The 23180-nt window shown below is 65.5% G+C and carries 24 protein-coding genes; 9 read left to right on the top strand and 15 right to left on the bottom strand.

The annotated features are described in order from the left end of the window. Position 1: 1 nt before the first annotated feature. The 3 genes from QRQ56_RS18940 (at position 2) to QRQ56_RS18930 (ending at position 3189) form a co-directional block, all read left to right on the top strand. Positions 2-1351, top strand: a complete 1350-nt coding sequence (locus QRQ56_RS18940; protein ID WP_438742151.1) for an aspartate aminotransferase family protein — start codon at positions 2-4, stop codon at positions 1349-1351. Positions 1352-1361: 10 nt separating this feature from the next. Next, positions 1362-2375: an amino acid ABC transporter substrate-binding protein gene (locus QRQ56_RS18935; protein WP_438742150.1), complete on the top strand. Its 1014-nt coding sequence runs from the start codon at positions 1362-1364 to the stop codon at positions 2373-2375. A gap of 163 nt (positions 2376-2538) precedes the next feature. Further along, positions 2539-3189, top strand: a complete 651-nt coding sequence (locus tag QRQ56_RS18930; RefSeq protein WP_438742148.1) for an aspartate/glutamate racemase family protein — start codon at positions 2539-2541, stop codon at positions 3187-3189. Here QRQ56_RS18930 and QRQ56_RS18925 read toward each other — a convergent pair. Beyond that, positions 3186-3833, bottom strand: a complete 648-nt coding sequence (locus tag QRQ56_RS18925; RefSeq protein WP_438742146.1) for a TetR/AcrR family transcriptional regulator — start codon at positions 3831-3833, stop codon at positions 3186-3188. The two genes, QRQ56_RS18930 and QRQ56_RS18925, sit on opposite strands and share 4 nt — an antisense overlap. Positions 3834-3991: 158 nt before the next feature. On the opposite strand from QRQ56_RS18925, the gene QRQ56_RS18920 reads away from it, so the two are divergent. Genes QRQ56_RS18920 through QRQ56_RS18900 form a run of 5 tightly spaced genes read left to right on the top strand, consistent with a single transcriptional unit; the run spans position 3992 to position 8745 of the window. Continuing rightward, complete coding sequence (locus QRQ56_RS18920) at positions 3992-4201, top strand: ferredoxin (protein WP_100181354.1); 210 nt, start codon at positions 3992-3994, stop codon at positions 4199-4201. 53 nt (positions 4202-4254) lie between these two features. Next, complete coding sequence (locus tag QRQ56_RS18915) at positions 4255-5475, top strand: cytochrome P450 (RefSeq protein WP_438742145.1); 1221 nt, start codon at positions 4255-4257, stop codon at positions 5473-5475. Positions 5476-5504: 29 nt separating this feature from the next. Further along, positions 5505-6827: an MFS transporter gene (locus tag QRQ56_RS18910; RefSeq protein ID WP_438742144.1), complete on the top strand. Its 1323-nt coding sequence runs from the start codon at positions 5505-5507 to the stop codon at positions 6825-6827. Between the two features lie 4 nt (positions 6828-6831). Next, the gene (locus QRQ56_RS18905; RefSeq protein ID WP_438742142.1) at positions 6832-7494 is read left to right on the top strand and encodes a sulfite oxidase-like oxidoreductase; all 663 of its coding nucleotides are present in this window, start codon (positions 6832-6834) and stop codon (positions 7492-7494) included. 27 nt (positions 7495-7521) lie between these two features. Then, the gene (locus tag QRQ56_RS18900) at positions 7522-8745 is read left to right on the top strand and encodes a bifunctional alpha/beta hydrolase/OsmC family protein (protein ID WP_438742141.1); all 1224 of its coding nucleotides are present in this window, start codon (positions 7522-7524) and stop codon (positions 8743-8745) included. Positions 8746-8749: 4 nt separating this feature from the next. Here QRQ56_RS18900 and QRQ56_RS18895 read toward each other — a convergent pair whose 3' ends face one another. Then, entirely contained in the window at positions 8750-10180 is a 1431-nt protein-coding gene (locus tag QRQ56_RS18895) for a PLP-dependent aminotransferase family protein (protein ID WP_438742363.1), read from the bottom strand. Between the two features lie 101 nt (positions 10181-10281). Between QRQ56_RS18895 and QRQ56_RS18890 the strand changes: the two genes are divergently transcribed. Next, on the top strand, positions 10282-11196 hold the full coding sequence (locus tag QRQ56_RS18890) for a DMT family transporter (RefSeq protein ID WP_438742140.1): 915 nt from the start codon (positions 10282-10284) through the stop codon (positions 11194-11196). On the opposite strand, the gene QRQ56_RS18885 is transcribed toward QRQ56_RS18890, so the two are convergent. The 13 genes from QRQ56_RS18885 to QRQ56_RS18825 all read right to left on the bottom strand — a co-directional run bounded on the left by QRQ56_RS18885 (position 11175) and on the right by QRQ56_RS18825 (position 23176). Then, complete coding sequence (locus tag QRQ56_RS18885) at positions 11175-12230, bottom strand: YeeE/YedE family protein (protein ID WP_438742139.1); 1056 nt, start codon at positions 12228-12230, stop codon at positions 11175-11177. The genes QRQ56_RS18890 and QRQ56_RS18885 overlap by 22 nt on opposite strands. 115 nt (positions 12231-12345) lie before the next feature. Further along, positions 12346-13350, bottom strand: a complete 1005-nt coding sequence (locus QRQ56_RS18880; protein ID WP_438742138.1) for a quinone oxidoreductase family protein — start codon at positions 13348-13350, stop codon at positions 12346-12348. An 86-nt stretch (positions 13351-13436) separates the two neighbouring features. After that, positions 13437-14765: a phenylacetate--CoA ligase PaaK gene (gene paaK, locus QRQ56_RS18875; RefSeq protein WP_438742136.1), complete on the bottom strand. Its 1329-nt coding sequence runs from the start codon at positions 14763-14765 to the stop codon at positions 13437-13439. Between the two features lie 42 nt (positions 14766-14807). Beyond that, on the bottom strand, positions 14808-15257 hold the full coding sequence (gene paaI / locus QRQ56_RS18870) for a hydroxyphenylacetyl-CoA thioesterase PaaI (RefSeq protein ID WP_438742135.1): 450 nt from the start codon (positions 15255-15257) through the stop codon (positions 14808-14810). Between the two features lie 98 nt (positions 15258-15355). Beyond that, the gene (paaE, locus tag QRQ56_RS18865; RefSeq protein ID WP_438742134.1) at positions 15356-16438 is read right to left on the bottom strand and encodes a 1,2-phenylacetyl-CoA epoxidase subunit PaaE; all 1083 of its coding nucleotides are present in this window, start codon (positions 16436-16438) and stop codon (positions 15356-15358) included. A 127-nt stretch (positions 16439-16565) separates the two neighbouring features. Next, positions 16566-17069, bottom strand: a complete 504-nt coding sequence (gene paaD, locus QRQ56_RS18860; RefSeq protein ID WP_438742132.1) for a 1,2-phenylacetyl-CoA epoxidase subunit PaaD — start codon at positions 17067-17069, stop codon at positions 16566-16568. Beyond that, positions 17063-17839: a 1,2-phenylacetyl-CoA epoxidase subunit PaaC gene (gene paaC, locus QRQ56_RS18855; RefSeq protein WP_438742131.1), complete on the bottom strand. Its 777-nt coding sequence runs from the start codon at positions 17837-17839 to the stop codon at positions 17063-17065. The genes paaD and paaC overlap by 7 nt, the downstream gene beginning before the upstream one ends. Then, positions 17839-18126 (bottom strand): 1,2-phenylacetyl-CoA epoxidase subunit PaaB, encoded by a 288-nt coding sequence (gene paaB, locus QRQ56_RS18850; RefSeq protein ID WP_097659450.1) that lies wholly within the window; start codon positions 18124-18126, stop codon positions 17839-17841. Before paaB ends, paaC begins: the two co-directional genes overlap by 1 nt. Positions 18127-18136: 10 nt before the next feature. Then, positions 18137-19129 (bottom strand): 1,2-phenylacetyl-CoA epoxidase subunit PaaA, encoded by a 993-nt coding sequence (gene paaA / locus QRQ56_RS18845; RefSeq protein WP_438742129.1) that lies wholly within the window; start codon positions 19127-19129, stop codon positions 18137-18139. Positions 19130-19206: 77 nt separating this feature from the next. Continuing rightward, entirely contained in the window at positions 19207-20073 is an 867-nt protein-coding gene (gene paaX / locus QRQ56_RS18840) for a phenylacetic acid degradation operon negative regulatory protein PaaX (RefSeq protein ID WP_438742127.1), read from the bottom strand. A 210-nt stretch (positions 20074-20283) separates the two neighbouring features. Then, positions 20284-21054 carry an esterase/lipase family protein gene (locus QRQ56_RS18835; RefSeq protein WP_438742124.1) on the bottom strand — a complete coding sequence of 257 codons (771 nt, stop codon included), beginning with the start codon at positions 21052-21054 and terminating at the stop codon, positions 20284-20286. Positions 21055-21244: 190 nt separating this feature from the next. Further along, positions 21245-22531 carry a DUF445 domain-containing protein gene (locus QRQ56_RS18830; RefSeq protein ID WP_438742122.1) on the bottom strand — a complete coding sequence of 429 codons (1287 nt, stop codon included), beginning with the start codon at positions 22529-22531 and terminating at the stop codon, positions 21245-21247. A gap of 189 nt (positions 22532-22720) precedes the next feature. Further along, positions 22721-23176 (bottom strand): phasin, encoded by a 456-nt coding sequence (locus QRQ56_RS18825; RefSeq protein ID WP_438742120.1) that lies wholly within the window; start codon positions 23174-23176, stop codon positions 22721-22723. Positions 23177-23180: the final 4 nt, after the last annotated feature.

Here is a 23180-nt window from a genome sequence, read left to right as displayed (position 1 = left end):
CATGGCCGCCCGCACCAGCCGCGTGCTGCACCGCTCGCTCCGCGAAACGCCGCCCAAGGCGATCGGCGGCGAAGGCGTCTATCTCTTCGCCGAGGACGGACGGCGCGTGATCGACGCGTCCGGCGGCGCGGCGGTCTCCTGCCTCGGTCACCAGCATCCTCGCGTGATCGCGGCCATGGCGAAGCAGGCCTCGACCCTGGCCTATGCCCACACCGCTTTCTTCTCGTCCGAGCCGGCCGAGGCGCTGGCCGAGCGGCTGGTTGGTCACGAGCCCGGCGGTCTTGCCTACGCCTATTTCGTCAGCGGCGGATCGGAAGCGATCGAGGCCAGCATCAAGCTCGCGCGCCAATATTTCATCGAGCGCGGAGAGCCGCAGCGGCAGCATTTCATCGCGCGCCGGCAGAGCTATCACGGCAACACGCTCGGCGCGCTCGCCGCCGGCGGCAATGCCTGGCGACGCGCACCCTACGCGCCGCTTCTCTCGGCCGCCTTCAGCCACGTGACGCCGGCGTTCGCCTATCATGAGAAGCATGACGGAGAATCGGACGCGCAATTCGTGGCACGGCTGGCGGCCGAGCTCGAGGCCGAGTTCCAGCGGCTCGGTCCGAACACGGTCGCAGCGTTCCTCGCCGAGCCCGTCGTCGGCGCCACCGCAGGCGCCGTGACCGCACCGGACGGCTACTTCAAGGCGGTGCGCGAGATCTGCGACCGGCACGGCGCGCTGCTCATCCTCGACGAGGTCATGTGCGGCATGGGGCGCACCGGCACCACGCACGCCTGGGAGCAGGAAGGCATTGCACCGGATATCCAGGCCATCGCAAAGGGGCTCGGCGGCGGCTACCAGCCGATCGGCGCGATGCTCGCAAGCGGCCGCATCATCGACACCATCCGCGCCGGCTCAGGTGCGTTCCAGCACGGCCATACTTACCTCGCGCATCCCCTCGCCTGCGCAGCCGCGCTCGCGGTGCAGGATGTGATCCGCGAGGATCGCCTGCTCGACCGCGTGAAGGAGCGCGGCAAGCAGCTCGAACAGCGGCTGACCGAGCGTTTCGGCAATCACCGCCATGTCGGCGACATCAGGGGCCGCGGCCTGTTCTGGGCGATCGAGCTGGTCGAGGATCGCGCCAGCCGCGCCTCGTTCGACCCCGCGCTCAAACTGAACCAGAAGATCAAGGCGGAGGCCTTTGCCAACGGGCTCGGCTGCTATCCCGGCGGCGGCACCGTGGACGGCGTTCGCGGCGACCACGTGCTGCTGGCGCCGCCCTACATCGCCTCCGCCGATGAGATCGACCAGATCGTCGGCAAGCTCGGCACGGCCGTCGACAACGTTTTGCGTAGTGTCAATCACTGAGGGGAGTAGCATGATGAGGAAAGTGGTTATCGCAGCGGGCGTGCTCGCTGCATCGACGGTCGTTGCATCCGCCGCGACGCTCGACACGGTGAAGAGCCGCGGCACGCTGGTATGCGGCGTCAGCGCCGGCTTTGCCGGCTTCTCCGCGCCGGACTCGCAAGGCAATTACAAAGGCCTCGACGTCGACTATTGCCGCGCGCTCGCGTCCGGCGTGCTCGGCGACGCCAACAAGGTGCGCTACGTCTCCCTGACGGCGCAGAATCGCTTCACCGCGCTGCAGTCGGGCGAGATCGACGTGCTCTACCGCAACTCGACCCAGACTTACCTGCGCGGCGTCACGCTCGGCCTGCGCCAGGGCCCGATCAATTTCTACGACGGTCAGGGTTTTGTGGTGAAGAAGGACCTCGGCGTGAAGGAGCTGAAGGACCTCAAGGGCGCCACCGTCTGCGTCGCGCAGGGCACCACGCATGAGGTCACGCTCGGCGATTACGGCCGCGCCAACGGCATCGACTGGAAGCCCCTGGTGTTCGACCGCGTCGACACCATGTACCAGACCTTCTTCGGTGGTCGCTGCGATGCCATGACCCAGGACGCTTCCGCGCTCGCCGGTGCGGTCACGACCGCAGCGCCGAACGCGGCCGACTATGTCGTGCTGCCGCAGACCATCAGCAAGGAGCCGCTCGGGCCCTTCACCCGCAACGGCGACGAGGTCTGGAGCGACATCATCACCTGGCTGCATTACGGCCTGATCGAGGCCGAAGAGCTCGGCGTCACGCAAGCCAATGTCGATGAGATGGCGAAGTCGCAGACACCCGCGATCCAGCGCCTGCTGGGAGCCTCCGGCGATCTCGGCTCACGGCTCGGCCTCGACAACAAATGGCTGGTGACGGCGATCAAGGCCACCGGCAATTACGGCGAGATCTACGAGCGCAATGTCGGCAAGGCGAGCCCGCTCAAGCTCGATCGTGGCCTCAACGGCCTCTGGAGCAAGGGCGGCTTGATGTACGCGGTGCCGTTCAAGTAGCGTCTCTCGTGTCCCGGACGCGCTGCAGCATGCAATGCTGCTGCGCAGAGCCGGGACCCAGGAGGCCACGGCTGACCCTCTAAAGGAATGGGCCCCGGCTCTGCAGCGCATCACTTCGTGCTGCGCTGCAGAGCCGGGGCACGAGACCGGGTAACTACATTCAATGACGACGCCCCCACGCATCGCCCTGATCCACGCCCTCAAGCACTCCATCGCTCCGATCGAGGCGGCGTTCGCGCTAGCGTGGCCCGAGGCGCGGCTGATGAACCTGCTCGACGACAGCCTGTCGGCGGACCTTGCGCGGGACGGCAAGCTGAACGACGCCATGACCGTGCGCTTCCTGGCGCTCGGCAAATATGCGGCGGCCACGGGCGCGAACGGCATCCTGTTCACCTGCTCCGCCTTCGGCCCCTGCATCGAGGCGGTCGCGCGGGCGCATGCGCCGATGCCGGTGCTGAAGCCGAACGAAGCCATGATCGAGCGCGCGGTGACGATGGGCAAGCGCATCGGCCTGCTCTCGACCTTCCCGCCGACGCTGGTGTCGATGCCGCCGGAGTTTCCGGCCGCCGTCCAGATCGTGCCGAAGCTTGCCGAAGGCGCCCTGGCGGCGCTCGATCGCGGCGACCGTGCCACGCACGACCGGCTGATCGTCGAAGCGTCCAAGGGCCTCAGCGATTGCGATGTCATCGCGCTGGCGCAATTCAGCATCGCCGCCACTGCCCCGGCGGTCGCGGAAGCCACCGGCCGTCCCGTCGTGACCACACCCGACAGCGCGGTCGACAAGCTGATGAGGCTGCTGAAGGCGAAAGCTTAAGCGCCGGTTTTGTTCCGACGCCGCGCGTCCTTGATCGCAGCCGCGAGTGCGGTCTTCGTCTCGTTGACGAAATCCTCAACCAGCTCCTCGCGCGTGGTCTGCGCGGCCTCTCCGGTGAACAGGCCCTGCTCGGCCAGCATCACCACGCCGTGCAGAGCCGCCCAGATCTTGAGCGCCTGCCGTTCGCGCAAATAGCCGACGGCAGGCACCTCCAGCGCCTCGATCACGAGCGCGAACGTCTCGCGCGTCGCCTCATGGAGCTCGCTGCCCTTGGCGGCGCAGGACACGATGCGGGACGCGAACATCAGGCGATAGATGCCATTGCGGCGCAAGCCGAAGTCCAGCATGGCCTGCGCCAGCCGCGACAGCTTCGACTGCGTTGACGGTTTCGCCATCACCGCCCGAAAGGTTGCACTGAGCTGCCGGAACGCTTCGGCCGTGACTGCCGCGAGCAGTGCCTCCCGATCGGCAAAGTGCCGATAGGGCGCCGGCTGCGAGACGCCGAGCTGTTTTGCCAGCGCCTTAATGCTGATCGCCTCGGCGCCGCCCTGCTCCGCCTCGCGCAGCGCAGCCTTGATCAAAGCATCGCGAAGATCGCCATGGTGGTAGGTGTTCGCAGGCTTGCGGGCGAGTTGTGAGCGCATGTCGCAGTCGAGCCTACAAGTTTGCGCTTGACAGGGAAAGCCCGGCGCGAATGTAATAGCATATAACTTAAAGCCTGCGGCAAATGCCGCGGATAAAATTGACACGAGGAACGCGCCGCCCCTTTCAGGGCCCCGCGCATACGACCAAGGATGCCGCCATGACCGAGCGACTGAGGGTTCACGTCGATCCCGACAAATGCCAGGGCCACGCGCGCTGCAAGGCGCTCGCGCCGGAGCTGTTCGAGCTCGACGAATTCGGCAACGCCCACGAAGCCGGCGACGGCACGGTTCCCCCGGGTCTCGAGGACAAGGCCTGGCTTGCGAAATCCAACTGCCCGGAAATCGCAATCGATGTGATCGAGGAGTAGCGCGGCCTTTGCCCGCGTCCTGTCAGCGAAGACGAGCCAAGGATTCCCCTTCCATGTCCGATGTCAGCCAGCCCGCCGCCCATCCGCCCGTGACCGATTGGGTCCATGATTTCGACCACACCGATCCCCAATGGACGGAGGATCCGTTTCCGATCTGGGACGAGCTGCGGGCGGCGAGCCCGGTGGTGCACACAAAGCGCTTTCTCGGCTGCTACATGCCGACGACCTACGAGGCCGTGCGAGAGATCGCCAACGACACCGAGCATTTCTCCTCGCGCCGCATCATCGTGCGCGACGTCCGGCCGGAGGTTGCGCGGAACGCGGCCCCGCCGATCACCTCCGATCCGCCCGTGCACAAGCCGGCCAAGCAATTGCTGCTGCCCCCCTTCACGCCGGACGCGATGAAAAGGCTCGAACCGCGGATGCGCGCGATCTGCAACGAGCTGATCGACGAGTTCATCGCCGACGGCAAGGTCGATGCCGCCTCGCGCTACGGCAAATACATTCCGGTTCGAGCGATCGCGCACATGCTCGGCATTCCCGAGAGCGACAGCGATCTCTTCATCAACTGGATCCACATGATCCTCGAGCTCGGCATCAAGGACGAGACCAAGCTGCTTCAGGCCGTGCAGGAGATGAGCGCCTATTTCAGGGCGCATATCGAGGAGCGCAAGACAAAACCGACCGGCGATCTCATTTCCTATCTGATGAACGCCAAGGACCGGGAAGGCCAGCCGCTGGAAGAATCCCATGTGCTGGGCTCGCTGCGCCTGCTCCTGATCGCCGGCATCGACACCACCTGGAGCGCGATCGGCTCCTCGCTCTGGCACCTCGCGAGGACGCCGGCCGACCGGGAGCGGCTGATCGCCGAGCCCGGCCTGATCCCGATGGCCGTGGAGGAACTCTTGCGCGCCTATTCGCCGGTGACCATGGCCCGCGAGGTGGTCAAGGACACCGCGATCTCCGGCTGCCCGGTCAAGGCGGGGAACATGGTGCTGCTGTCGTTCCCGGCCGCCAACCGCGATCCCAAGGTGTTTCCGGACGCTGACAAAGTCGTGATCGACCGTCGGGAGAACCGCCACGCCGCCTTCGGCCTCGGCATCCATCGCTGCGTGGGTTCCAATCTCGCGCGCATGGAGATGCAGGTTGCGCTGGAGGAATGGTTGAAGCGCATTCCGGACTTCCGGCTCGATCCGGCAGGCACAGTGACGTGGTCGCAGGGCACGGTGCGGGGGCCCCGGCAGTTGCCATTTCTGCTGGGAAAGGCGATGTAGGCCTTTCCCACAGCGACGAAGGGCCGGACGTGACTGAGCAAGCAACCCACCCGGCCTCCGACCACATCGACCTCGCCGACGCCAGGCGGCGGATCAAGGCGATCTTCATCGGCTCGATCGGCAATCTCGTCGAGTGGTACGATTTTTACGCCTATACGGCGTTCGCGCTCTATTTCGCGCCCGCCTTCTTCCCCGGCAGCGACCCTGTCGTCCAGCAGTTAAACGTTGCCGTCGTCTTCGCGGCGACCTTCCTGATGCGCCCTCTCGGCGGCTGGTTCTTCGGTTATCTCGCCGATCATTTCGGCCGGCGCATCTCGCTGACCCTGTCCGTCGTCTTCATGTGCTTCGGCTCGCTGATCATCGCGCTGACGCCAACCTATGCCACGATCGGCTTTGCCGCGCCGGTGATCCTGGCGCTCGCCCGCGTCATCGAAGGCCTCAGCCTCGGTGGCGAATACGGCGCTAGCGCCACCTATCTCAGCGAGGTCGCCGATCCCAAGCACCGCGGCTTCTATTCGAGCTTCCAGTACGTCACCCTGATCGGCGGCCAGCTCACCGCGATCATCGTGCTTTTGCTCCTGCAGAAGGTTTTCCTCACGCCTGAGGAGCTCAAGGCCTGGGGCTGGCGTATCCCCTTCGCGATCGGCGCGGCGCTCGCGATCTTTGCCGCAGTGATGCGGCGCGGCCTGCACGAGACGGAGGCGTTCGAGGAAGCCAAGAAGGTGGTGAAGCCGACCGGTTCGATCACCAATTTGCTGCGTTATCCGCGCGAACTGCTGCTGGTCGTCGGCCTCACCGCCGGCGGCACCGCGGCCTTCTACACCTTCACGACCTACATGCAGACCTTCGTCAAGCTGTCGGTCGGGCTGACCGAGGACCAGACCACGTTCGTGATCTTCGGAACGCTGATCTTCGCGACCCTCCTGCAGCCGATCTACGGCGCGATCTCCGACAAGATCGGCCGCAAGCCGCTGCTGATCTTCTTCGGTGTCGCAGGCACGCTTGCAACCGTGCCGCTCTTGATGACGCTGAAGGAGACCAAGTCGCCCTTCATGGCGTTCATCCTGATCTGCTGCGCCTGGCTGTTCGTTGCCGGCTACACCTCGATCAATGCCGTGGTGAAGGCCGAGCTGTTCCCGACCAATGTCCGTGCGCTCGGCGTCGGCCTGCCCTATGCGATCACGGTCTCGATCTTCGGCGGCACCGCACCGGCGATCGCGCTCTACTTCAAGACCATCGGGCACGAGGACTGGTTCTACTATTATCTCGCCGGCATCATCTGCCTGTCGCTGATCATCTATTCCACCATGCGCGATACCAAGCACGCTTCCGCCATGCATCGCCACGAGTAGCTCCATGACCGCCGACAACGAGCCGCCCGACAGCAAGCTAACCCGCACCAAGGAGAAATGGGCCCGCGAGGGTCGCTTCCTCACCGGCAAGGTCACGCGGCCCGAAGAGCAGCGCCTGCCGCCCGGCCAGCATCTCACCAAGGACTGGCCGGTGCTCGATCTCGGCGTCATGCCTCCGATTTCGCGCGAGCGCTGGCGGCTCGACGTCTATGGCGCGGTCGACAATCCGGTGTTCTGGACCTTCGCCGAATTCACCGCCCAGAAACATTCCCGGTTCACCTCCGACATCCACTGCGTGACGACCTGGTCGCGCTACGATAACGAATGGGAAGGTCTTGCCACGCGCGAGCTGCTCGCGGCGTGCCAGCCGCGCGAGGATGCGCGCTTCGTGACGCTGCATTCCTATGACGGCTACACCACCAATCTCGCGCTGGAAGACTTCGCCGCCGAGGATGCGCTGCTCGCCCATAGCTGGTCCGGCCAGCCGCTGACGGAGGAGCATGGCGGGCCGGTGCGGCTGGTCGTGCCGCATCTGTATTTCTGGAAGAGCGCGAAATGGCTTCAGGCCATCGAGTTCCTGACCGAGGACGCGCCGGGCTTCTGGGAGGTCCGCGGCTATCACAACCGCGGCGATCCCTGGGCCGAGCAGCGCTATTCAGACGATTAGAGCTCTAGCAACAACGAGGGGGCGTACATGCCGACGGAACGCTTTCAGTTCACCGGCGAAGGCGGCCATCAGCTCGCGGCCGCGCTGGAATTGCCGGACGGCGAGCCCACGGCCTATGCGCTGTTTGCGCACTGCTTCACTTGCGGCAAGGACACGCTGGCGGCCAAGCGCATCTCGGTTGCGCTCGCCGCCAAGGGCATTGCGGTGCTGCGTTTCGACTTCACCGGGCTCGGATCGAGCGAAGGCGATTTCGCCAATTCGACGTTCTCCTCCAACGTCGCCGATCTCGTGCGCGCCGCCGATCATTTGCGCGAGACCCGCAAGGCGCCGTCGCTGTTGATCGGCCACAGCCTCGGTGGCGCCGCGATCCTTGCTGCAGCCGGCAGGATTTCCGAAGCCAAGGCCGTCGTGACCATCGCGGCGCCGTCCGATCCCGCACACGTCACCGGTCTGTTCAGGGAGCATCTGGACAATATCCGCGCGCAGGGTGAGGTCGAGGTCTCGCTTGCGGGCCGTCCGTTCCGGATCAAGCGCGAATTCCTCGACGACGTTGCCGAGCACGAGCTGATGAAGGACATCACCGGTCTGCACAAAGCGCTGCTGGTCATGCAATCCCCCGTCGACGACACCGTCGGAATCGACAATGCAACGAAGATCTTCGTTGCAGCGAAGCACCCAAAGAGCTTCGTCTCGCTCGACCATGCCGACCATTTGCTGACCAAGGCGGCCGATGCCCTCTACGCGGCCGATGTGATCGTGGCCTGGGCCAGCCGCTACATCGACACTGCGAAACCTGCGAAGGCGATGAACCTCCCGGAGGAGCCGCGGAAGGTCGTGGTGCAGGAGACCCGCAAGAGCAAGTTCAACCAGACCATCACCGTCGGCCCGCATCATCTGGTCGCGGACGAGCCGGCTGCGGCCGGCGGTGAGGACGCCGGCCCAGGCCCCTACGATTTCCTGCTGGCCGGCCTCGGCGCCTGCACCTCCATGACCATGCGGCTCTATGCCGACCGCAAGTCGCTGCCGCTCGACCGCGTCACGGTCACGCTGAAGCATTCCAAGATCTACGCCAAGGATTGCGCGGAGTGCGAGACGCGCGATGGCATGCTCGACCAGATCGAGCGCGACATCGCAATCGACGGCGCGCTCGATGCGGATCAGCGCAAGAAGCTGATGGAGATCGCGGACAAATGTCCGGTGCACCGAACCCTGACATCGGAGATCCGCATCGTGACGAAGGCGGTCGACTAGCAGGCTAGAAGCACGATGCCATGGTCCGCAGCGCCGCGCTGATCTCGCTCTCGCGCCACGCGGCAAAGCCGAGCAGCAGGCCGTGATCTCGCGGCTTGCCCAGCGCCAGGCTGGACAGGGCACGTGTCACGACCCCCGCCTCGATGAGCCGCTTGACCGCCGCTCGATCGGCGCGGCCGCGCTTGAGGCGCGCCACAAGCTGGATGCCGCCTGAAGGCACTTCGGCCGTAAGCGCCTCACCGAGGTGACGCTGCAGTCCTTCCGCGAGGTGATCCCGGCGCGCATGATAGAGCCGGCGCACCCGGCGCAGATGCGCGAGGAAATGCCCGTCCGCGATGAATTCGGCCAGCGCTTCCTGGATGTGGCTGGACGCGATCAGTCCGATGTGCCGCTGCGCGATCTCGAACGTGCCAGTCAGCGCCGGCGGTACGACGAGATAGCCGAGGCGGATATCCGAGGTCATCGCCTTCGAAAATGTCCCGACGTAGAACACGCGGCCATGGCCGTCCAAGCCCTGCAAGGCAGGCACGGGCCGGCTGTCATAGTGGAATTCGCCGTCGTAATCGTCCTCGACGATCCAGGTCTTGCCGGGCCGGCTTGCCCTGAGAAACTCGTTGCGGCGCGCCAGCGACATCAATCGTCCCGTCGGGTGCTGATGCGACGGCGTCATGAAGATGAGCTTTGGCGCGGCCGATCCTGACGTCCACCGCATTCCCTGCTCGTCCAGCCTCATGCCGGTCACGCGGGCGCCGGAGGCATGGAACGCGGCTGCCGCGCCGGGATAACCGGGATCCTCGACCCGGACCTCGTCGCCGGGCGCGATAAGCACGGCCGCGATCAATGTCAGCGCGGCCTGCGCGCTGGGCAGGATGAGGATCTGATCGGCCGTGGCACGAACGCCTCTGCTGGTCGCGAGATAGTGCGCCAACGCCTCGCAAAGGCGCGGGCGGTTGACCGGACCGATCTCACGCCGGGCCGCGAGCACGGCACTGCGACGCAGGCAGCGTGCCCAGACTTCGTTCGGGAACTCGCGTGCATCGCCATGCCCCGGACGCAACGGCTTGAACGGCGCCTGATAGGACAGCGGCCAGTCCGCCTGCTTGAGCCGCGTAGCCCAGGGAGAGAGTGTCGGCCTTGCGGAGCGCGCGCCGGATACGGCCACCTCCGCGCCATCACGCTGCGCGCCGCCGTCGACCGTCACTACGGGCCGGCGACCATGCGAGGCCGCGAGATAACCCTCTGCGGCAAGCTGCTCGAACGCATAGGTGACGGTATTGCGGGACACGCCAAGATCGGTTGCGAGCCGGCGGCTCGACGGCAGCACGCGGCCTTTGCCAAGACGGCCGATCGCGATCAGGCTTCGGAGCTGGCTCGTCAGTTGCGCCACCAGCCCCTCGTCGTCGCCGCGGTTCAGATCGATCAGCGCGGAGATCATGCCGTCCGAATCTGGCACCTTATTCCTTTCCAATCTGGCACTTTTTCAGGTGCCAGCCGGGATGCTATCCCGCAGACCGTATTGCTTCAAGGATTCCCGCGATGAATGCCCTCTCCCCGCGCGCTGCCGTCGGCCTGTTCCTGATCGTCGTGCTGGCCTGGGGCGTGAACTGGTCGGTGACGAAGCAGCTCGTCCAGTTTCTGCCGCCGCTGTGGACGTCGGCGATCCGGAGCTGGATCGCGCTGGCCGGATTGTTCGTGATCCTCGGACTGAGCAACAATCTGGTGATCCCGGAGCGGCGCGACATTCCGGTGATCCTCAGCGTGGCGCTGCTCCACATGACGATATTCTCGGTGCTGGTCGCGGCCGGCGTGCGCTTCCTACCCGCGAGCAAGGCCATCGTGCTCGGCTACACCACGCCGCTCTGGGTGGCGATCGCCGCGCCGCTGCTGGGGAAGGAAACGCTGACGGCACCGAAGCTGGCCGGCGCCCTGCTCGGACTGGTCGGGCTTGCGGTGATCCTGAACCCCACCTCGATCGACTGGACCAACAGCAACGTCGTGCTCGGCGCCGGCATGGTGATCCTGGCCGCGATCTCCTGGGCGGCGAACATCATCTATATCCGCGCGCACCGCTGGATCGCCTCGCCGCTCCAGCTCCTGCTGTGGCAATTGCTCGTGGCAACGATCGTGCTGACCGTCGGCGCGCTCCTCGTCGAGGGCCCGCCGCACGCGGAATGGTCGTCGCGGCTGGTGTTGCTGTTCCTGTATTCCGGCCTGATCGGAACGGGATTGGCTTATTGGGCCATGTCGATGGTCAACAAGAGCATCTCGGCGCTGACGACGTCGCTCGGGACCACGGGAACGCCGCTCGTCGGTATTGCGAGCGCTGCGATCCTGCTCGGTGAGCCCATCGACATGAGCCTTGCCATCGCCGCGGTGCTGATCGTCACCGGCATCGGCCTTGCAACCCTGGGAGACCGGCTGCTGCGCGGTCAGGCCGCCGCGAGCGGCTGAACGCGCAAACCTCCGCGCAGGCCGGCCGTCGTGCCGAGCAGAATGCCGGCCAGGGCGACGAACGAGCCCAGCGCGAGCGTCGAGACGCCCGTCAGCCCCTGCCCGATCGAGCAGCCGAACGCCATCACGCCGCCGATCCCCATCAGCGCCGCACCGCCGCCCGAGCGCAGCATGTGGCGCGGCGAGGAATAGCCTTCGAACTTGAATCGGCCCGTGACGAGCGCGGTCAACAGGCTGCCGGCGAACACGCCGGCAACCGTCGCGATCCCGAAGTTCAGCGTCAGGCCGGTGGACAGCATGGCGTATTGCAGCGCGTCCGCAATCGGCGCGATGAAGGTGAGCGAGGTCACCGGGACCGGATTGAAATCGTCGGCGCCGAGATAACCGGTGACGTACCAGCCGGCCGCAACGAGGAGACCGACGATGATCCCCGCGGCGATCTGGCCGGGCGATCGACGGAACGCCGGATGCGCGAAAGCGAACAGGATCAGCGCGACCACGATCGCCGCGGCAGCAAGCGCTCGCGACAGCGCGCCCGCGAGACCGAGCGTCGCCAGCAGGGACGGCAGCGAGTTCGCGTTGACCGTGGTTTGCGAGGCCTGAACCAGGGCAATGCGCGCCGGCGCGATCAGGCCCTTGAGCGTCATCTGCGCAGCGATGGCCAGCACGATCACGACGACGAAGGAACGGAGATTGCCGCGACCGAGCAGCACCAGCGCGCGCGAGCCGCAGCCGTTCGACAGCACCATGCCATAGCCGAACAGCAGGCCGCCGAGGAACAGCACCGGCACCGAGAACGAGGGCTGCAGATAGATCGTCTTGCCGAGGTCGACCATGTCGTTGCCGGCGAGGAGTTGGCTCGCGGCGATCGCAACCGCGATCGCCAGCGCATAGGTCCGCACCAGCCGCCCGTCCCCTTCCGCCAGCCAGCCGCGCATGCTGCTCATCAGGCAGAAGCCGCTGAGCAGGCCCACGGCACCGTAAACGAGGCCGATGCCGAGGCCGGCGAGGATGACGAGTTGGGCGGATTCCATCGATGGTTCTCAGGTCTTTCGACGTTCTCCGTCATTGCGAGCGCAGCGAAGCAATCCAGTCTGATTCCGCGGATGGATGTCTGGATTGCTTCGCTACGCTCGCAATGACGGTGTGTTACGGCTTCAAGATCACCCGATCGCGCGAGGAGCCGGCGACCGCGACATAGGCTTCCTTCGCGCGCTCGAGCGAGTAGATGGCGTTCGCCTTGATCGGGAATGGTTTCAGGTGTCCGCTCGCAAAGCCCGGGCCGAGGTCGCGCAGCACCGCGCCTGTCGCCGTCGAGGACAGGCCGAGCGTGTCGATGCCGACATAGGTGTGCTGTCCCCGGTAGAACTCGAGGATGTTGAACTGCACGATGCGGTCGATCGCGGCAATCAGGATCTGGCGTCCGCGCAAGGCGAGCGACTTGTGCGCGGCCTGGAAATAGGGATCCCCCACGGTGTTGAAGACGATGTCGGCGCCCTTGCCGGCGGTCACTTCGCGCACGCGGGTAGCAACGTCCGTGGCGGAGGCGTCGATCACCTCGATCGGCGCGTTGCTGTGGCCTTCATAGGCTTCCGCCTTGCGCACCACGCCGATGACGCGCGCGCCCTGCCATGTCGCGATCTGCACCGCGGCCTGGCCGACCTTGCCGTTGACGCCGAACACCAGCACGGTGTCGCCGGCCTTCGGCAAACCCGCGCGGCGAAAGCCTTCCATCGCGGTGACGAAGGGCACGCCGATGCCGGCAGCCTCCTCCCACGACACCGTGTTCGGCTTCTCCACCACCGCATCGGCCTCGACCACGAGATGGCTGGCGTGGGTGCCGTCGCGGCGGATGCCGAGATCCCCGGAGGAGCCGAACACCTCGCGGCAGACCGTGCCGGCCGGCCCGTCGATGACGATGCCGGCGTAATCACGGCCCGGCGTGCGCGGGAACACGGCATAGGGCATCAGCCCGGTCGCGGCCTTGACGTCGGAAGGGTTGACGGCCGCGGCCCTCACCTCGATCAGGAGATCGTTCGGACCGCGCGCCAGCGTATGACGCTCGACCACCGGCGCAAGCGCGGCGGCGTTTTCGGCCTTGGCGTTGAGGCGCACGCAGCGCGCTTCGACGGATTTGGCATCGGCTGGCGACATGAAAAGACCCGCGATTTCTCGCGGGCCTTGTCGCCTCTGGGGCCGGTCAAGTCAACCGCCTCGCCCCCTCACCATGGGGCTAAAGGCTAATCCTTGGGCCGCTTGTCGTACAGCCGCTTGGCCTTGCCGAGCGAGCGTTCCAGCGTGTCGGGGGGCACGATCTGAACCTTCGAGCTGATCCCGATCGTGTTCTTGACGTGGGTTGAGATCCGGTCGGCATGGTCGATCAGGCCCCTGCCGTCCCAGCTCTCCGATCGCGCCTCGGCGATGATGGTCAGCTCGTCCATGCGGCCTTCGCGGGTCAGCTCCAGGATGAAGTGCCCGCCGCACCATTCGGTCGCGAGCAGCACCTCCTCGATCTGGGTCGGGAACAGGTTGACGCCGCGCAGGATGATCATGTCGTCCGAGCGGCCCGTCACCTTCTCCATACGACGCATGCCCGGCCGGGCCGTGCCCGGCAACAGCCGCGTCAGGTCGCGGGTGCGATAGCGGATCACCGGAAAGGCTTCCTTGGTCAGCGAGGTGAAGACCAGCTCGCCCTTCTCGCCATCCGGCAGCACCGCGCCGGTCTCGGGGTCGATCACTTCAGGATAGAAATGGTCCTCCCAGATGTGCAGGCCGTCCTTGGTCTCGATGCATTCCTGTGCGACACCAGGGCCGATCACCTCAGACAGGCCGTAGATGTCGGTCGCATCCATGTCGAAGGCGTCCTCGATCTCGCCGCGCATCGCATTGGTCCAGGGCTCGGCGCCGAAGATGCCGACCTTGAGCGAGCACTGGCGGGGATCGAGCCTCTGGCGCCTGAACTCGTCGAGGATCGCCAGCATGTAGCTCGGCGTCACCGTGATGATATCGGGGCGGAAATCGTTGATGAGCTGGACCTGCCGCTCGGTCATGCCGCCGGAGATCGGGACCACCGTGCAGCCCAGCTTCTCGGCGCCGTAGTGCACCCCCAGGCCGCCCGTGAAAAGGCCATAGCCGTAAGCGTTATGGATGATCATGCCGGTGCGGCCGCCGGCGGCGCGGATCGAGCGCGCCATCACCTCGGACCAGGTGTCGATGTCGGCTCGTGTGTACCCGACGACGATCGGCTTGCCGGTCGTGCCGGAGGAGGCATGCACGCGCACCAGCTTTTCGCGCGGCACCGCGAACATGTTGAAGGGATAGTTGTCGCGCAGATCCGTCTTCACGGTGAACGGAAATCTCGCAAGATCGGACAAGTCGCGAAAGTCGGACGGATGCACGCCGGCCTTGTCGAACGCCTTGCGATAATGCGCGACATTGTCATAGGCATGCTTCAGCGACCAGGCCAGCCGCTGCTTCTGCAGCGTCATGATCTCGTCGCGCGAGGCGCGCTCATGCGCGTCCATCTCGGCGCTATAGCCGCTGCCTTCCTTGAGCCTCGTCAAAGCCATCCTCGCTTCCCCACAACATTGATTTGTTCTTTTCCTGGTTCGTTATTCGTCTTGCGTCGGCAGCCAGGTGCCGGGAATGACGCGTGAGTGCCCGCGGAATTCCGCGATCACGACATCGCCCGCGGTGACGCGCACGTCATAGATGCCGGAGCGTCCGCCGCGCGTGATCTCGCGCGCCTTCGCAACGAGGCGGTCTCCGAGCTTGCCCGGCTTGATGAAGGTGATCTGGCCCTGCGCGGCAACGACGCGGTCATTGTGCGAGTTGCACGCGAACGCGAAAGCGGAATCGGCCAGCGTGAAGATGAAGCCGCCATGAGCGATGCGCTGGCCGTTGACCATGTCGGGCCGCACCGTCATCGCAAGCGTCGCATAGCCCGGGCCGATCTCGACGATCTCCATGCCGAGCCCCTTGGACGCATCGTCCTCCGCCCACATCGCGTCAGCGCAGGCGCGGGCAATCGTCTCAGGCGACAAAGCGGCTTTGAGGTTCACGCGCCTCTCCCGGTCAAATGCTTCATGATGTTCTGCTGGTTGGCCAAGACTGTCAAATAATGCGACGCATTCGCATGTTCGGGCACTGATACGCCCGATCAGACATGGTCATAATCGACCACGACACGCTCCGACGACGGCTTGGCCTGGCAGGTCAGGACGAAGCCCGCCTTCAGCTCCCACGGCTCCAGCGAGTAGTTGATGTCCATGGGCGCTTCGCCCTCGACCAGCTTGGCGCGACAGGTCGAGCACATGCCGCCCTTGCAGGCGAAGGGCAGATCGACGCCGGCGCGCAGCGCGGCATCGAGGATGGCTTCGTCCTCGGCGACCGGAACGTCGCGGCGCTTGCCGTCGATGATCAACGAGGCGATCGCTTTCGGCGGCGCATCGGGCGCAACCGCCTTCTTCGGCCGCGGCTTGCCGCCGAATTCGGAGACGAAACGTTCGACATGGATGCGGTCTTCCGCGATGCCGAGCCCGCGGCAGGTGGTCTCGATATCCTCGCTCATGCCGAGCGGGCCGCAGATGTAGAGATGATCGACGCTTCCCGCTGGAACCAGCGAGCGCAGCAGCACCTTCACCTTGTCGCCGTCCAGCCGGCCATAGAGGATCGGGATGTCCTGGTCCTCGCCGGAGATGACGTGGAAGATCGAGAGTCGATCGATGAAGCGGTCCTTGAGCTCCTCAAGCGCTTCGAGGAACATGATGTTGTCGGTGGTGCGGTTGCCGTAGAACAGGAAGAAACGGCTGTCGGGCTCGCGCGCGAGCACGCCCTTCACGATCGACAGGATCGGCGTGATGCCGGAGCCGGCGGCAAAGCCGACATGAATGCGGGCGCGCTCGTCCGGCGGGACCACGCCGAACCGGCCGGTCGGCGTCATCACGTCGAGCTCGTCGCCGCATTTGAGATCTTCCGCTGCCCAGCTCGAAAATGCGCCGCCGTCGACCTTCTTCACGGCGATGCGGATCTCGCCATCGTCGGGACCGGAACAGATCGAATAGGAGCGTCGCACCTCCTCTCCGTCCAGCGTGGTGCGGAGCGTGAGGTACTGGCCGGGCGTGAAGGCGTAATCGCGCGCGAGCTCGCCGGGAATGGCGAAAGTCATCGACACGGCGTCGGACGCCTCGCGGCGGAGATCGTTGACGGCCAGGCGATGGAAGCGCGGTGTAGCTGCGGACATTTGGAAAGACCCTACGTCGCCGTCATTGCGAGGAGCGAAGCGACGAAGCGATCCAGACTGTCTCCGCGGAGGCAGTCTGGATTGCTTCGCTTCGCTCGCAATGACGATGGGGTTGGCATTTCTGCGCTCAATGACACTTGAAATAATCGAAGGGTTCGCGGCAGGACTTGCACCGCCACAGCGCCTTGCAGGAGGTCGAGCCAAATTCGGAGAGCAGCTCGGTGTTTTCGGAGCCGCATTGCGGGCACGCCACGGCCTGTTCGCCAAACAGCGCACGGCGCGAGTTTGATGCCTGCGGCGGCGCGATGCCGTACGCGCGCAGCTTTTGCCGGCCCTCATCGCTCATCCAGTCCGTGGTCCAGGCCGGCGACAGCACCGTGCGCACCTTGGGCTGGCGGAAACCGGCGCGCTCCAGCGCCAGCTCGATCTCGAGCGCGATCATGTTCATCGCCGGGCAGCCGGAATAGGTCGGCGTGATCGCGACCTCGACGTGGTCGCCGTCGAGGGCAACGTCTCGGAGCACGCCGAGATCGGCGATGGTCAGGACCGGTATCTCCGGATCGACGACGCTCGCCGCGGCGTCCCAGGCACGCTGGCGCAACTCACTGTCGCGACCCGGCGCCATTACCATGCCTGCCCCGGAAAGGTGCGCTGCATCGATTGCAGCTCGGACAGGAGATGGCCGAGATGCTCGCTGTGCCGGCCCGAGCGGCCGCCCTGCTGCATCCAGTCGTTCTCAGGCAGAACCAGCGTGGCTTCACGGGCGACATCGGAAAGCGTCTGCAACCAGCGACCGCGCAAGGGGCCGGGATCGACGGCGATGCCGGCATGGATCAGCGCGCGCTCGCCATCGTCGACGGCAAACATCTCGCCGGTGAAGGCCCAGAGATGATCGATCGCGGCTTGTGCGCGCATATGGCTCTCATCGGTGCCGTCGCCGAGCCGGATCAGCCACTCCGAGGCGTGGCGCAGATGATAGGCGCTCTCCTTCTCCGACTTGGCGGCGATCGCCGCCAGCGTCGCATCGCGCGAAGTCATCATCGCGCGCCAGTAGAGGTCGGCGAAGGCGGAATAGAAGAACTGCCGCACCAGGGTCTGGGCGAAATCGCCGTTGGGCTGCTCGACCAAGAGCAGATTGCGGTACTGCCTGACGTCGCGCAAATAGGCTAGCTTGTCCTCGTCGTTATCCCGGCCTTCGGCCTTGGCGGCATAGCTATAGAGCTCACGCGCCTGGCCGATCAGGTCGAGCGCGATGTTGGAGAGCGCCATGTCCTCTTCGAGCATCGGCGCATGACCGCACCATTCCGACAGCCTGTGGCCGAGGATCAGCGCGTCGTCGGCACGGCGCAGCGCGTACAGCACCAGCGGCGTTTCGGAGACCTCGATATTCGCGGTCGCCATCACATGTGCCCCACTTCCTCGGGGACTTCGTAGAACGTCGGATGCCGGTAGATCTTCGATTCCGCCGGCTCGAACATCATGGCCTTCTCGGCGGGATCGCTCGCCGTGATGGCGCTGGACGGCACGACCCAGATCGACAGGCCCTCGCCGCGGCGGGTGTAGATGTCGCGGGCGGCTTGCAGGGCCATGGTGGCGTCGCTGGCATGCAGCGATCCCACATGCTTGTGCGCAAGCCCGTTACGGCTGCGAATGAAGACTTCCCACAGCGGCGTGTTCGGCGTCGACATGCTCATCTCCCTATTCCGCGGCTTGGGCGGTCTGGCGCTGCGCGCGCTTCGCCGCATAGGCTGCGGCCGCCTCGCGCACCCAGGCACCCTCATCATGGGCCTTGCGGCGCGCCGCCATGCGCTCGCGGTTGCACGGGCCGTTGCCGGCGAGCACCTGCTTGAACTCGGTCCAGTCGATTTCGCTGTAGCGCCAGTGCCCGTCCTGATCCTGCGTCATGCCGGGATCGGGAATGGTGAGGCCAAGATATTGCGCCTGCGGCACGGTGGCATCGACGAACTTCTGGCGCAGCTCGTCGTTGGAGAAGCGCTTGATCTTCCACCTCGTCGACGTGTCGCTGTGCTGACTGGTCGCATCGGGGGGACCGAACATCATCAGCACCGGCCACCACCAGCGGTTCAGCGCGTCCTGCGCCATCGCCTTCTGCTCCTCGGAGCCGCGGCACAGCATCAGCATGATCTCGTAGCCCTGACGCTGGTGGAACGACTCTTCCTTGCAGACGCGGATCATCGCGCGCGCATAGGGACCATAGGAGCAGCGGCACAGCGGGATCTGGTTCATGATCGCAGCGCCATCGACCAGCCAGCCGATGGTGCCGATATCGGCCCAGGTCAGCGTCGGATAATTGAAGATCGAGGAATACTTCGCCTTGCCTGCAAGCATGGCATCGACCAGCTCCTCGCGCGAGGAGCCGAGAGTCTCGGCGGCGGCGTAGAGATAGAGGCCATGGCCGCACTCGTCCTGCACCTTGGCGAGCAGCGCGGCCTTGCGGCGCAGCGTCGGCGCGCGCGTGATCCAGTTGCCTTCGGGCAGCATGCCGACGATTTCCGAATGGGCGTGCTGGGAGATCTGGCGCGTGAGCGTCTTGCGATAGGCCGCCGGCATCCAATCATTCGGCTCGATGCGCTCCTCGGCATCGATACGGGCCTGGAACTGCGCAGCCTTGGCGGCATCCTCGAGACCGCGATCGTCGGTCTCGGCCGTATTCAGCGCCTGGGTATACATGCGCATCCCTCCCGATTTATTGGGAGGCAATATATAACAAAAATTACTTCATGCAAGATATTTCTGTAACATAAAGATCAGGCGCCGAACCTCCGTTCCAGCAGCTTCCGCGCGGGCGGCAACGGCCCTTTCTCATTGGTTCCGTGACCATCGAGCCATTGCTCGGACGGAGCGAGCAGCGCGCGATAGATTTCGCCGCAAAGCTCACGGGCCGCCCTGCCCGGCCAGTCCGCCGGCAACAGGCCTTCGGGCAGCAACGGATCGCGCAGTACGACGCGGCGGTAGTGATGGATCAGGAGGATGCGCGCGGTGAAGGCGTCGGCCTCGGACAGATTCGCGCCACGCGCGATCGCGGCGCGCAGCGGCTCGAACGTCTTCATGAATTTGAGATAGGCATCCGCGGTGCGCTGCAGCGGCCAGCTTGCGCTGAGCAAACGGCGGCCGCTGTCGTCTTCCGCCGAGACTTCGAGACGGATCGCGCCTGCGGCTTCATCCGGCACCGGCACCCCCGACGGCGCGACCCAGACGCCCGGCAGCGGACTGCCGAAGCCGGCATTGCGCAGCGCCTCGCGCGAGGCATCGCGGTCCTCGCCGTTACCGATCAGGAGCAGCTCGAAGCGCCCTGTCCAGTCGGACGGCGGCGGATCGTAAATGTGGCGCGTCGCGGCCTCGAAGGTCTGACGCCCCTTGTCGGCGAGCCGATAGAAACTGTTGCGGCCGACTTTCTCACGCGTCAGCCAGCCGTCGGCGGCAAGGCGCGACATCGCGGTGCGCACCACGCCGCTGTCGATCGCGAGGCTTTCGAAGAATTCCAGCAGCGTGCCGAGCCACACCACGCCGCCGCGCGGCACGATGGCGTCACCGAACACGGTGATGACGATGGAGCCGGTTCGCGAGGGCTCGCGCTTGAGCTGGTCGATGATGCGGGAGAGCGGGTGCGCCATGCGGCATGGCTTAGCGCGTTTGGTGCGGGCGCGACAATGGACGGGAACGACGGTCGTCTCTTCTCCTTCTCCCCGCTTGCGGGGAGAAGGCCGGGATGAGGGGGAGCCTCCGCGCATTCGGTGAGAGTTGGACTCGCGGAGAGCCCCCCTCACCCGCCACGCTTCGCGTGTCGGCCTCTCCCCGCACGCGGGGAGAGGCGAAGGAAGAGCTTACCGATGCGGATCGGGGTACACCACGCTGCGCCAGCCGCTGCGATCGAACGGACGCCACTGGCCTTCCTTCTGCGCGAGGCGATCGGCGACCGCATAGACCACGGCGGGATGATGACCCATGCCGCAATGGCTGCTCTCGACCTCGATGCTCTCGGTCTCGGCGCCGGTCTTTTCCATGCAGCCCTGCCAGGCGCAGACGCCGTCGGTGCGGCTGAAGACGGCGGTGGTCGGCACCGGCGGCGGAGCGGCGAGATCACCGCCGAACTGAGGATCGACCTCGTCGGACTTCCGTCCGCTCGCCCATTCATAGACGCGCCAGGCATTGGTCGAATGGGGATCGCCGGCAAAAGGGCTGCCGAGCGTGATCACCTGCCGCACGCGCTCGGGCATCATCTTGGCGAGCTGCCGGGCGTAGAGGCCACCCAAGCTCCAGCCCACCAGGCTTATCTTGCGACTGTGGGCGTCGCTGAGCTCCTGAACCAAATCGACCATCGCATGCTGCACGCCGTCGCGCAGGCCGTAATTGCGGCCCTGGCGCCAGCCGCTCACCGCATAGCCCTTGCTGGTCAGGAACGTGCGCAACGCGCGCGTGGACGCATCGGAGGCCACGAGACCCGGCAGCACCAGCACCGGATGCCCGTCGCCGCGCGGCGCGAGGCTCAGCAGCGGCAGCGCGCCGAGGAAGGCACCGAACTCATGGATCGCGCGCCCTTCCAGAAACATCAGGGTACGGGACGGCGGACGCAGCGTCTGGGCAGTAGCGGTCATCAATTTTTCCCCTGGGAAGAAGACACCGGCGGCGATGCCGGAAACGGGTATGAATTCCAATACGCCGGCTTCGTGATCGTTCCGCAGCGCAACATGAATCAGCTAGGCGGCCGGTTCCCGACATTCAAGCGGGAGAGTTGCCGGGCGACAATAGGCCCGCGCGTTAATGCTAAAGGCCGTGACGCAAAAGTCACAGCAATCGGAGCAGGAATTCTACGGAGTAGAGCGCGAGCCCGGCGAGCCCGCCGATCAACGAGCCGTTGAATCGGATGTATTGCAGGTCGCGTCCGATGTTGATTTCGATCAGCGAAATCAGCTGCGCCATGTCCCACGCCTTGACCTGGTCGGAGATGAAGATCGAAACCCCGCTCTTCTGGTCGGCGACGAAGCTGCGCAGCACCGCGACGAGGCCCTTGTTGATCTCACCGCGCAGCTCGGCATCGCCGGCGAGCGCTTCCCCCGCCGCAACGAACATGCCGGCGAGATGATGCTGCAGCACCTGCGTCTCGCCGCTCGCGCTGCGCTCGATGAACGAGCGTGTGTTGGCCCAGACGGTGCGGGCGAGATCGGCAAGCTCGGGCCGCGCCAGCAGATCGCGCTTCAAGCCGTCGATGCGATCGATATAGGCCTGATCGGTGCCGAGCCGATCGACGAAGCTCAGCACCATGCGATCGAACTCGCCGCGAAACGGATGCTTGGGATCGCTGCGCACTTCGTTGAAGAAGGCGGTCGCGGACGCCACGATCTTGTTCACCAGAAACTTGTCGGCCCGGTAGAGCCGCAGCAGGGTCGGCAATTCCGCGCGCACCTTCTCGCGGATCATGCCCATCGTCTCCTGCTGGTTCAGCGTCTCGTGCATCACGCGCAGGAGATCGTCGAACAGGATCTGGTGACGCCCCTCCGCCACGAAGCCGCGCAAGGTGCCGGCCGCGAGCGGCGCAAGGTCGATCGCCTGGAGCTGCGAGGACATGCGGCGGATGATGAAGGTCATCAGGCCCGAGCTTTCCGTTGCGGAGACGGCCTCCGGCAACAGCCGCAGCGCGAAGCGCGCGAGATCGTCGCTGCGCTTGCGGTCGCGCAGCCAGTCGGCGACGAAAGAGCCGAAATCGATCTCTCTCAGCTTGGCCTCGACGGGACCGGCCTCGAGGAAATGCACCTGTATGAACTCGCCGAGCTTGTCGGCGATGCGGGCCTGGTTACTCTGGATGATCGCGGTGTGCGGGATCGGCAGGCCGAGCGGCCGCTTGAATAGCGCAACCACGGCATACCAGTCGGCGAGCCCACCGATGGTCGCGGCTTCCGCGAAGGCGGCGATGAAGCCGAACACGGGGTGCACTGGCAGCAGCCATTTCGCGACGACGAACAGCGCCAGCGTGGAAGCCAACACCAGCGTCGCCAGCGCTTTCACGCGGCGCAGCTCGGCCGCGCGTTCGGCATCGCCGGGGGTATCGAAGGAGAAGGTGGCTGATGAGTCCATGACTGCATCACAGTACTCGTCATTGCGAGCGAAGCGAAGCAATCCAGAATCTTTCCGCGGAGGGATTCTGGATTGCTTCGTCGCGAGGGCTCCTCGCAATGACGGCGGAGTCGGTGGCGGCTGCGGCGCAAAAACAAAAGGCCCGCCGAAGCGGGCCTCAAATTTCAGTTTGAACTCAGGATCGCCGGATCAGGCGGTCTTGTTGTAGACCTTGGCGAAGTTGTCCTGAGCGGACTTGGCACCGTTGGCGGCGAGCTGGCCGAAATAGTCCGCGGTCGCCTTGGCGCGCGAGACGAACACTTCGCCGCGGGCGCGGAGCAGGCTCGACTGGATCTCGACGGCTTCGCTGACCGACTTGGCGGAGGCGAGCTTGTCGATACCGGCGAAGAACGCCTGGGCGTCGTCGTAAATCGCCTGCTGGATGTTGCGGCTGATCTTGCCGGCTTCAGTGACGGACTCGGTCACCGCGTTTTCGACGGCGGCGGTCACGCGCTCGGAACCAGCGAACACCTCGGCAGCACGGTCCTTGGCGGTGTTGGCGGACTTCTTGACGAACTCGCGGGCAGCTTCGGGAACTTCCAGGTTCTGGATGTTCTTGAATGCGTCCTTGAAGCCTTCGAAAGCGGTGTTGGTTTCGGTGGTCATGGGG

Origin of the sequence: Bradyrhizobium sp. U531, assembly GCF_051710265.1 — a bacterium.
GTDB lineage: Bacteria > Pseudomonadota > Alphaproteobacteria > Rhizobiales > Xanthobacteraceae > Bradyrhizobium.
Note: the sequence above shows the minus strand (reverse complement) of the source record. Positions and strands in the feature narration are given on the sequence as shown.

Coding starts and splice junctions, on each gene's coding strand:
- QRQ56_RS18940 (WP_438742151.1), top strand. CDS start 2: ATGGCCGCCCGCACCAGCCGCGTGCTGCACCGCTCGCTCCGCGAAACG.
- QRQ56_RS18935 (WP_438742150.1), top strand. CDS start 1,362: ATGATGAGGAAAGTGGTTATCGCAGCGGGCGTGCTCGCTGCATCGACG.
- QRQ56_RS18930 (WP_438742148.1), top strand. CDS start 2,539: ATGACGACGCCCCCACGCATCGCCCTGATCCACGCCCTCAAGCACTCC.
- QRQ56_RS18925 (WP_438742146.1), bottom strand. CDS start 3,833: ATGCGCTCACAACTCGCCCGCAAGCCTGCGAACACCTACCACCATGGC.
- QRQ56_RS18920 (WP_100181354.1), top strand. CDS start 3,992: ATGACCGAGCGACTGAGGGTTCACGTCGATCCCGACAAATGCCAGGGC.
- QRQ56_RS18915 (WP_438742145.1), top strand. CDS start 4,255: ATGTCCGATGTCAGCCAGCCCGCCGCCCATCCGCCCGTGACCGATTGG.
- QRQ56_RS18905 (WP_438742142.1), top strand. CDS start 6,832: ATGACCGCCGACAACGAGCCGCCCGACAGCAAGCTAACCCGCACCAAG.
- QRQ56_RS18900 (WP_438742141.1), top strand. CDS start 7,522: ATGCCGACGGAACGCTTTCAGTTCACCGGCGAAGGCGGCCATCAGCTC.
- QRQ56_RS18895 (WP_438742363.1), bottom strand. CDS start 10,180: ATGATCTCCGCGCTGATCGATCTGAACCGCGGCGACGACGAGGGGCTG.
- QRQ56_RS18890 (WP_438742140.1), top strand. CDS start 10,282: ATGAATGCCCTCTCCCCGCGCGCTGCCGTCGGCCTGTTCCTGATCGTC.
- QRQ56_RS18885 (WP_438742139.1), bottom strand. CDS start 12,230: ATGGAATCCGCCCAACTCGTCATCCTCGCCGGCCTCGGCATCGGCCTC.
- QRQ56_RS18880 (WP_438742138.1), bottom strand. CDS start 13,350: ATGTCGCCAGCCGATGCCAAATCCGTCGAAGCGCGCTGCGTGCGCCTC.
- paaK (WP_438742136.1), bottom strand. CDS start 14,765: ATGGCTTTGACGAGGCTCAAGGAAGGCAGCGGCTATAGCGCCGAGATG.
- paaE (WP_438742134.1), bottom strand. CDS start 16,438: ATGTCCGCAGCTACACCGCGCTTCCATCGCCTGGCCGTCAACGATCTC.
- paaD (WP_438742132.1), bottom strand. CDS start 17,069: ATGGTAATGGCGCCGGGTCGCGACAGTGAGTTGCGCCAGCGTGCCTGG.
- paaC (WP_438742131.1), bottom strand. CDS start 17,839: ATGGCGACCGCGAATATCGAGGTCTCCGAAACGCCGCTGGTGCTGTAC.
- paaB (WP_097659450.1), bottom strand. CDS start 18,126: ATGTCGACGCCGAACACGCCGCTGTGGGAAGTCTTCATTCGCAGCCGT.
- paaA (WP_438742129.1), bottom strand. CDS start 19,129: ATGTATACCCAGGCGCTGAATACGGCCGAGACCGACGATCGCGGTCTC.
- paaX (WP_438742127.1), bottom strand. CDS start 20,073: ATGGCGCACCCGCTCTCCCGCATCATCGACCAGCTCAAGCGCGAGCCC.
- QRQ56_RS18835 (WP_438742124.1), bottom strand. CDS start 21,054: ATGACCGCTACTGCCCAGACGCTGCGTCCGCCGTCCCGTACCCTGATG.
- QRQ56_RS18830 (WP_438742122.1), bottom strand. CDS start 22,531: ATGGACTCATCAGCCACCTTCTCCTTCGATACCCCCGGCGATGCCGAA.
- QRQ56_RS18825 (WP_438742120.1), bottom strand. CDS start 23,176: ATGACCACCGAAACCAACACCGCTTTCGAAGGCTTCAAGGACGCATTC.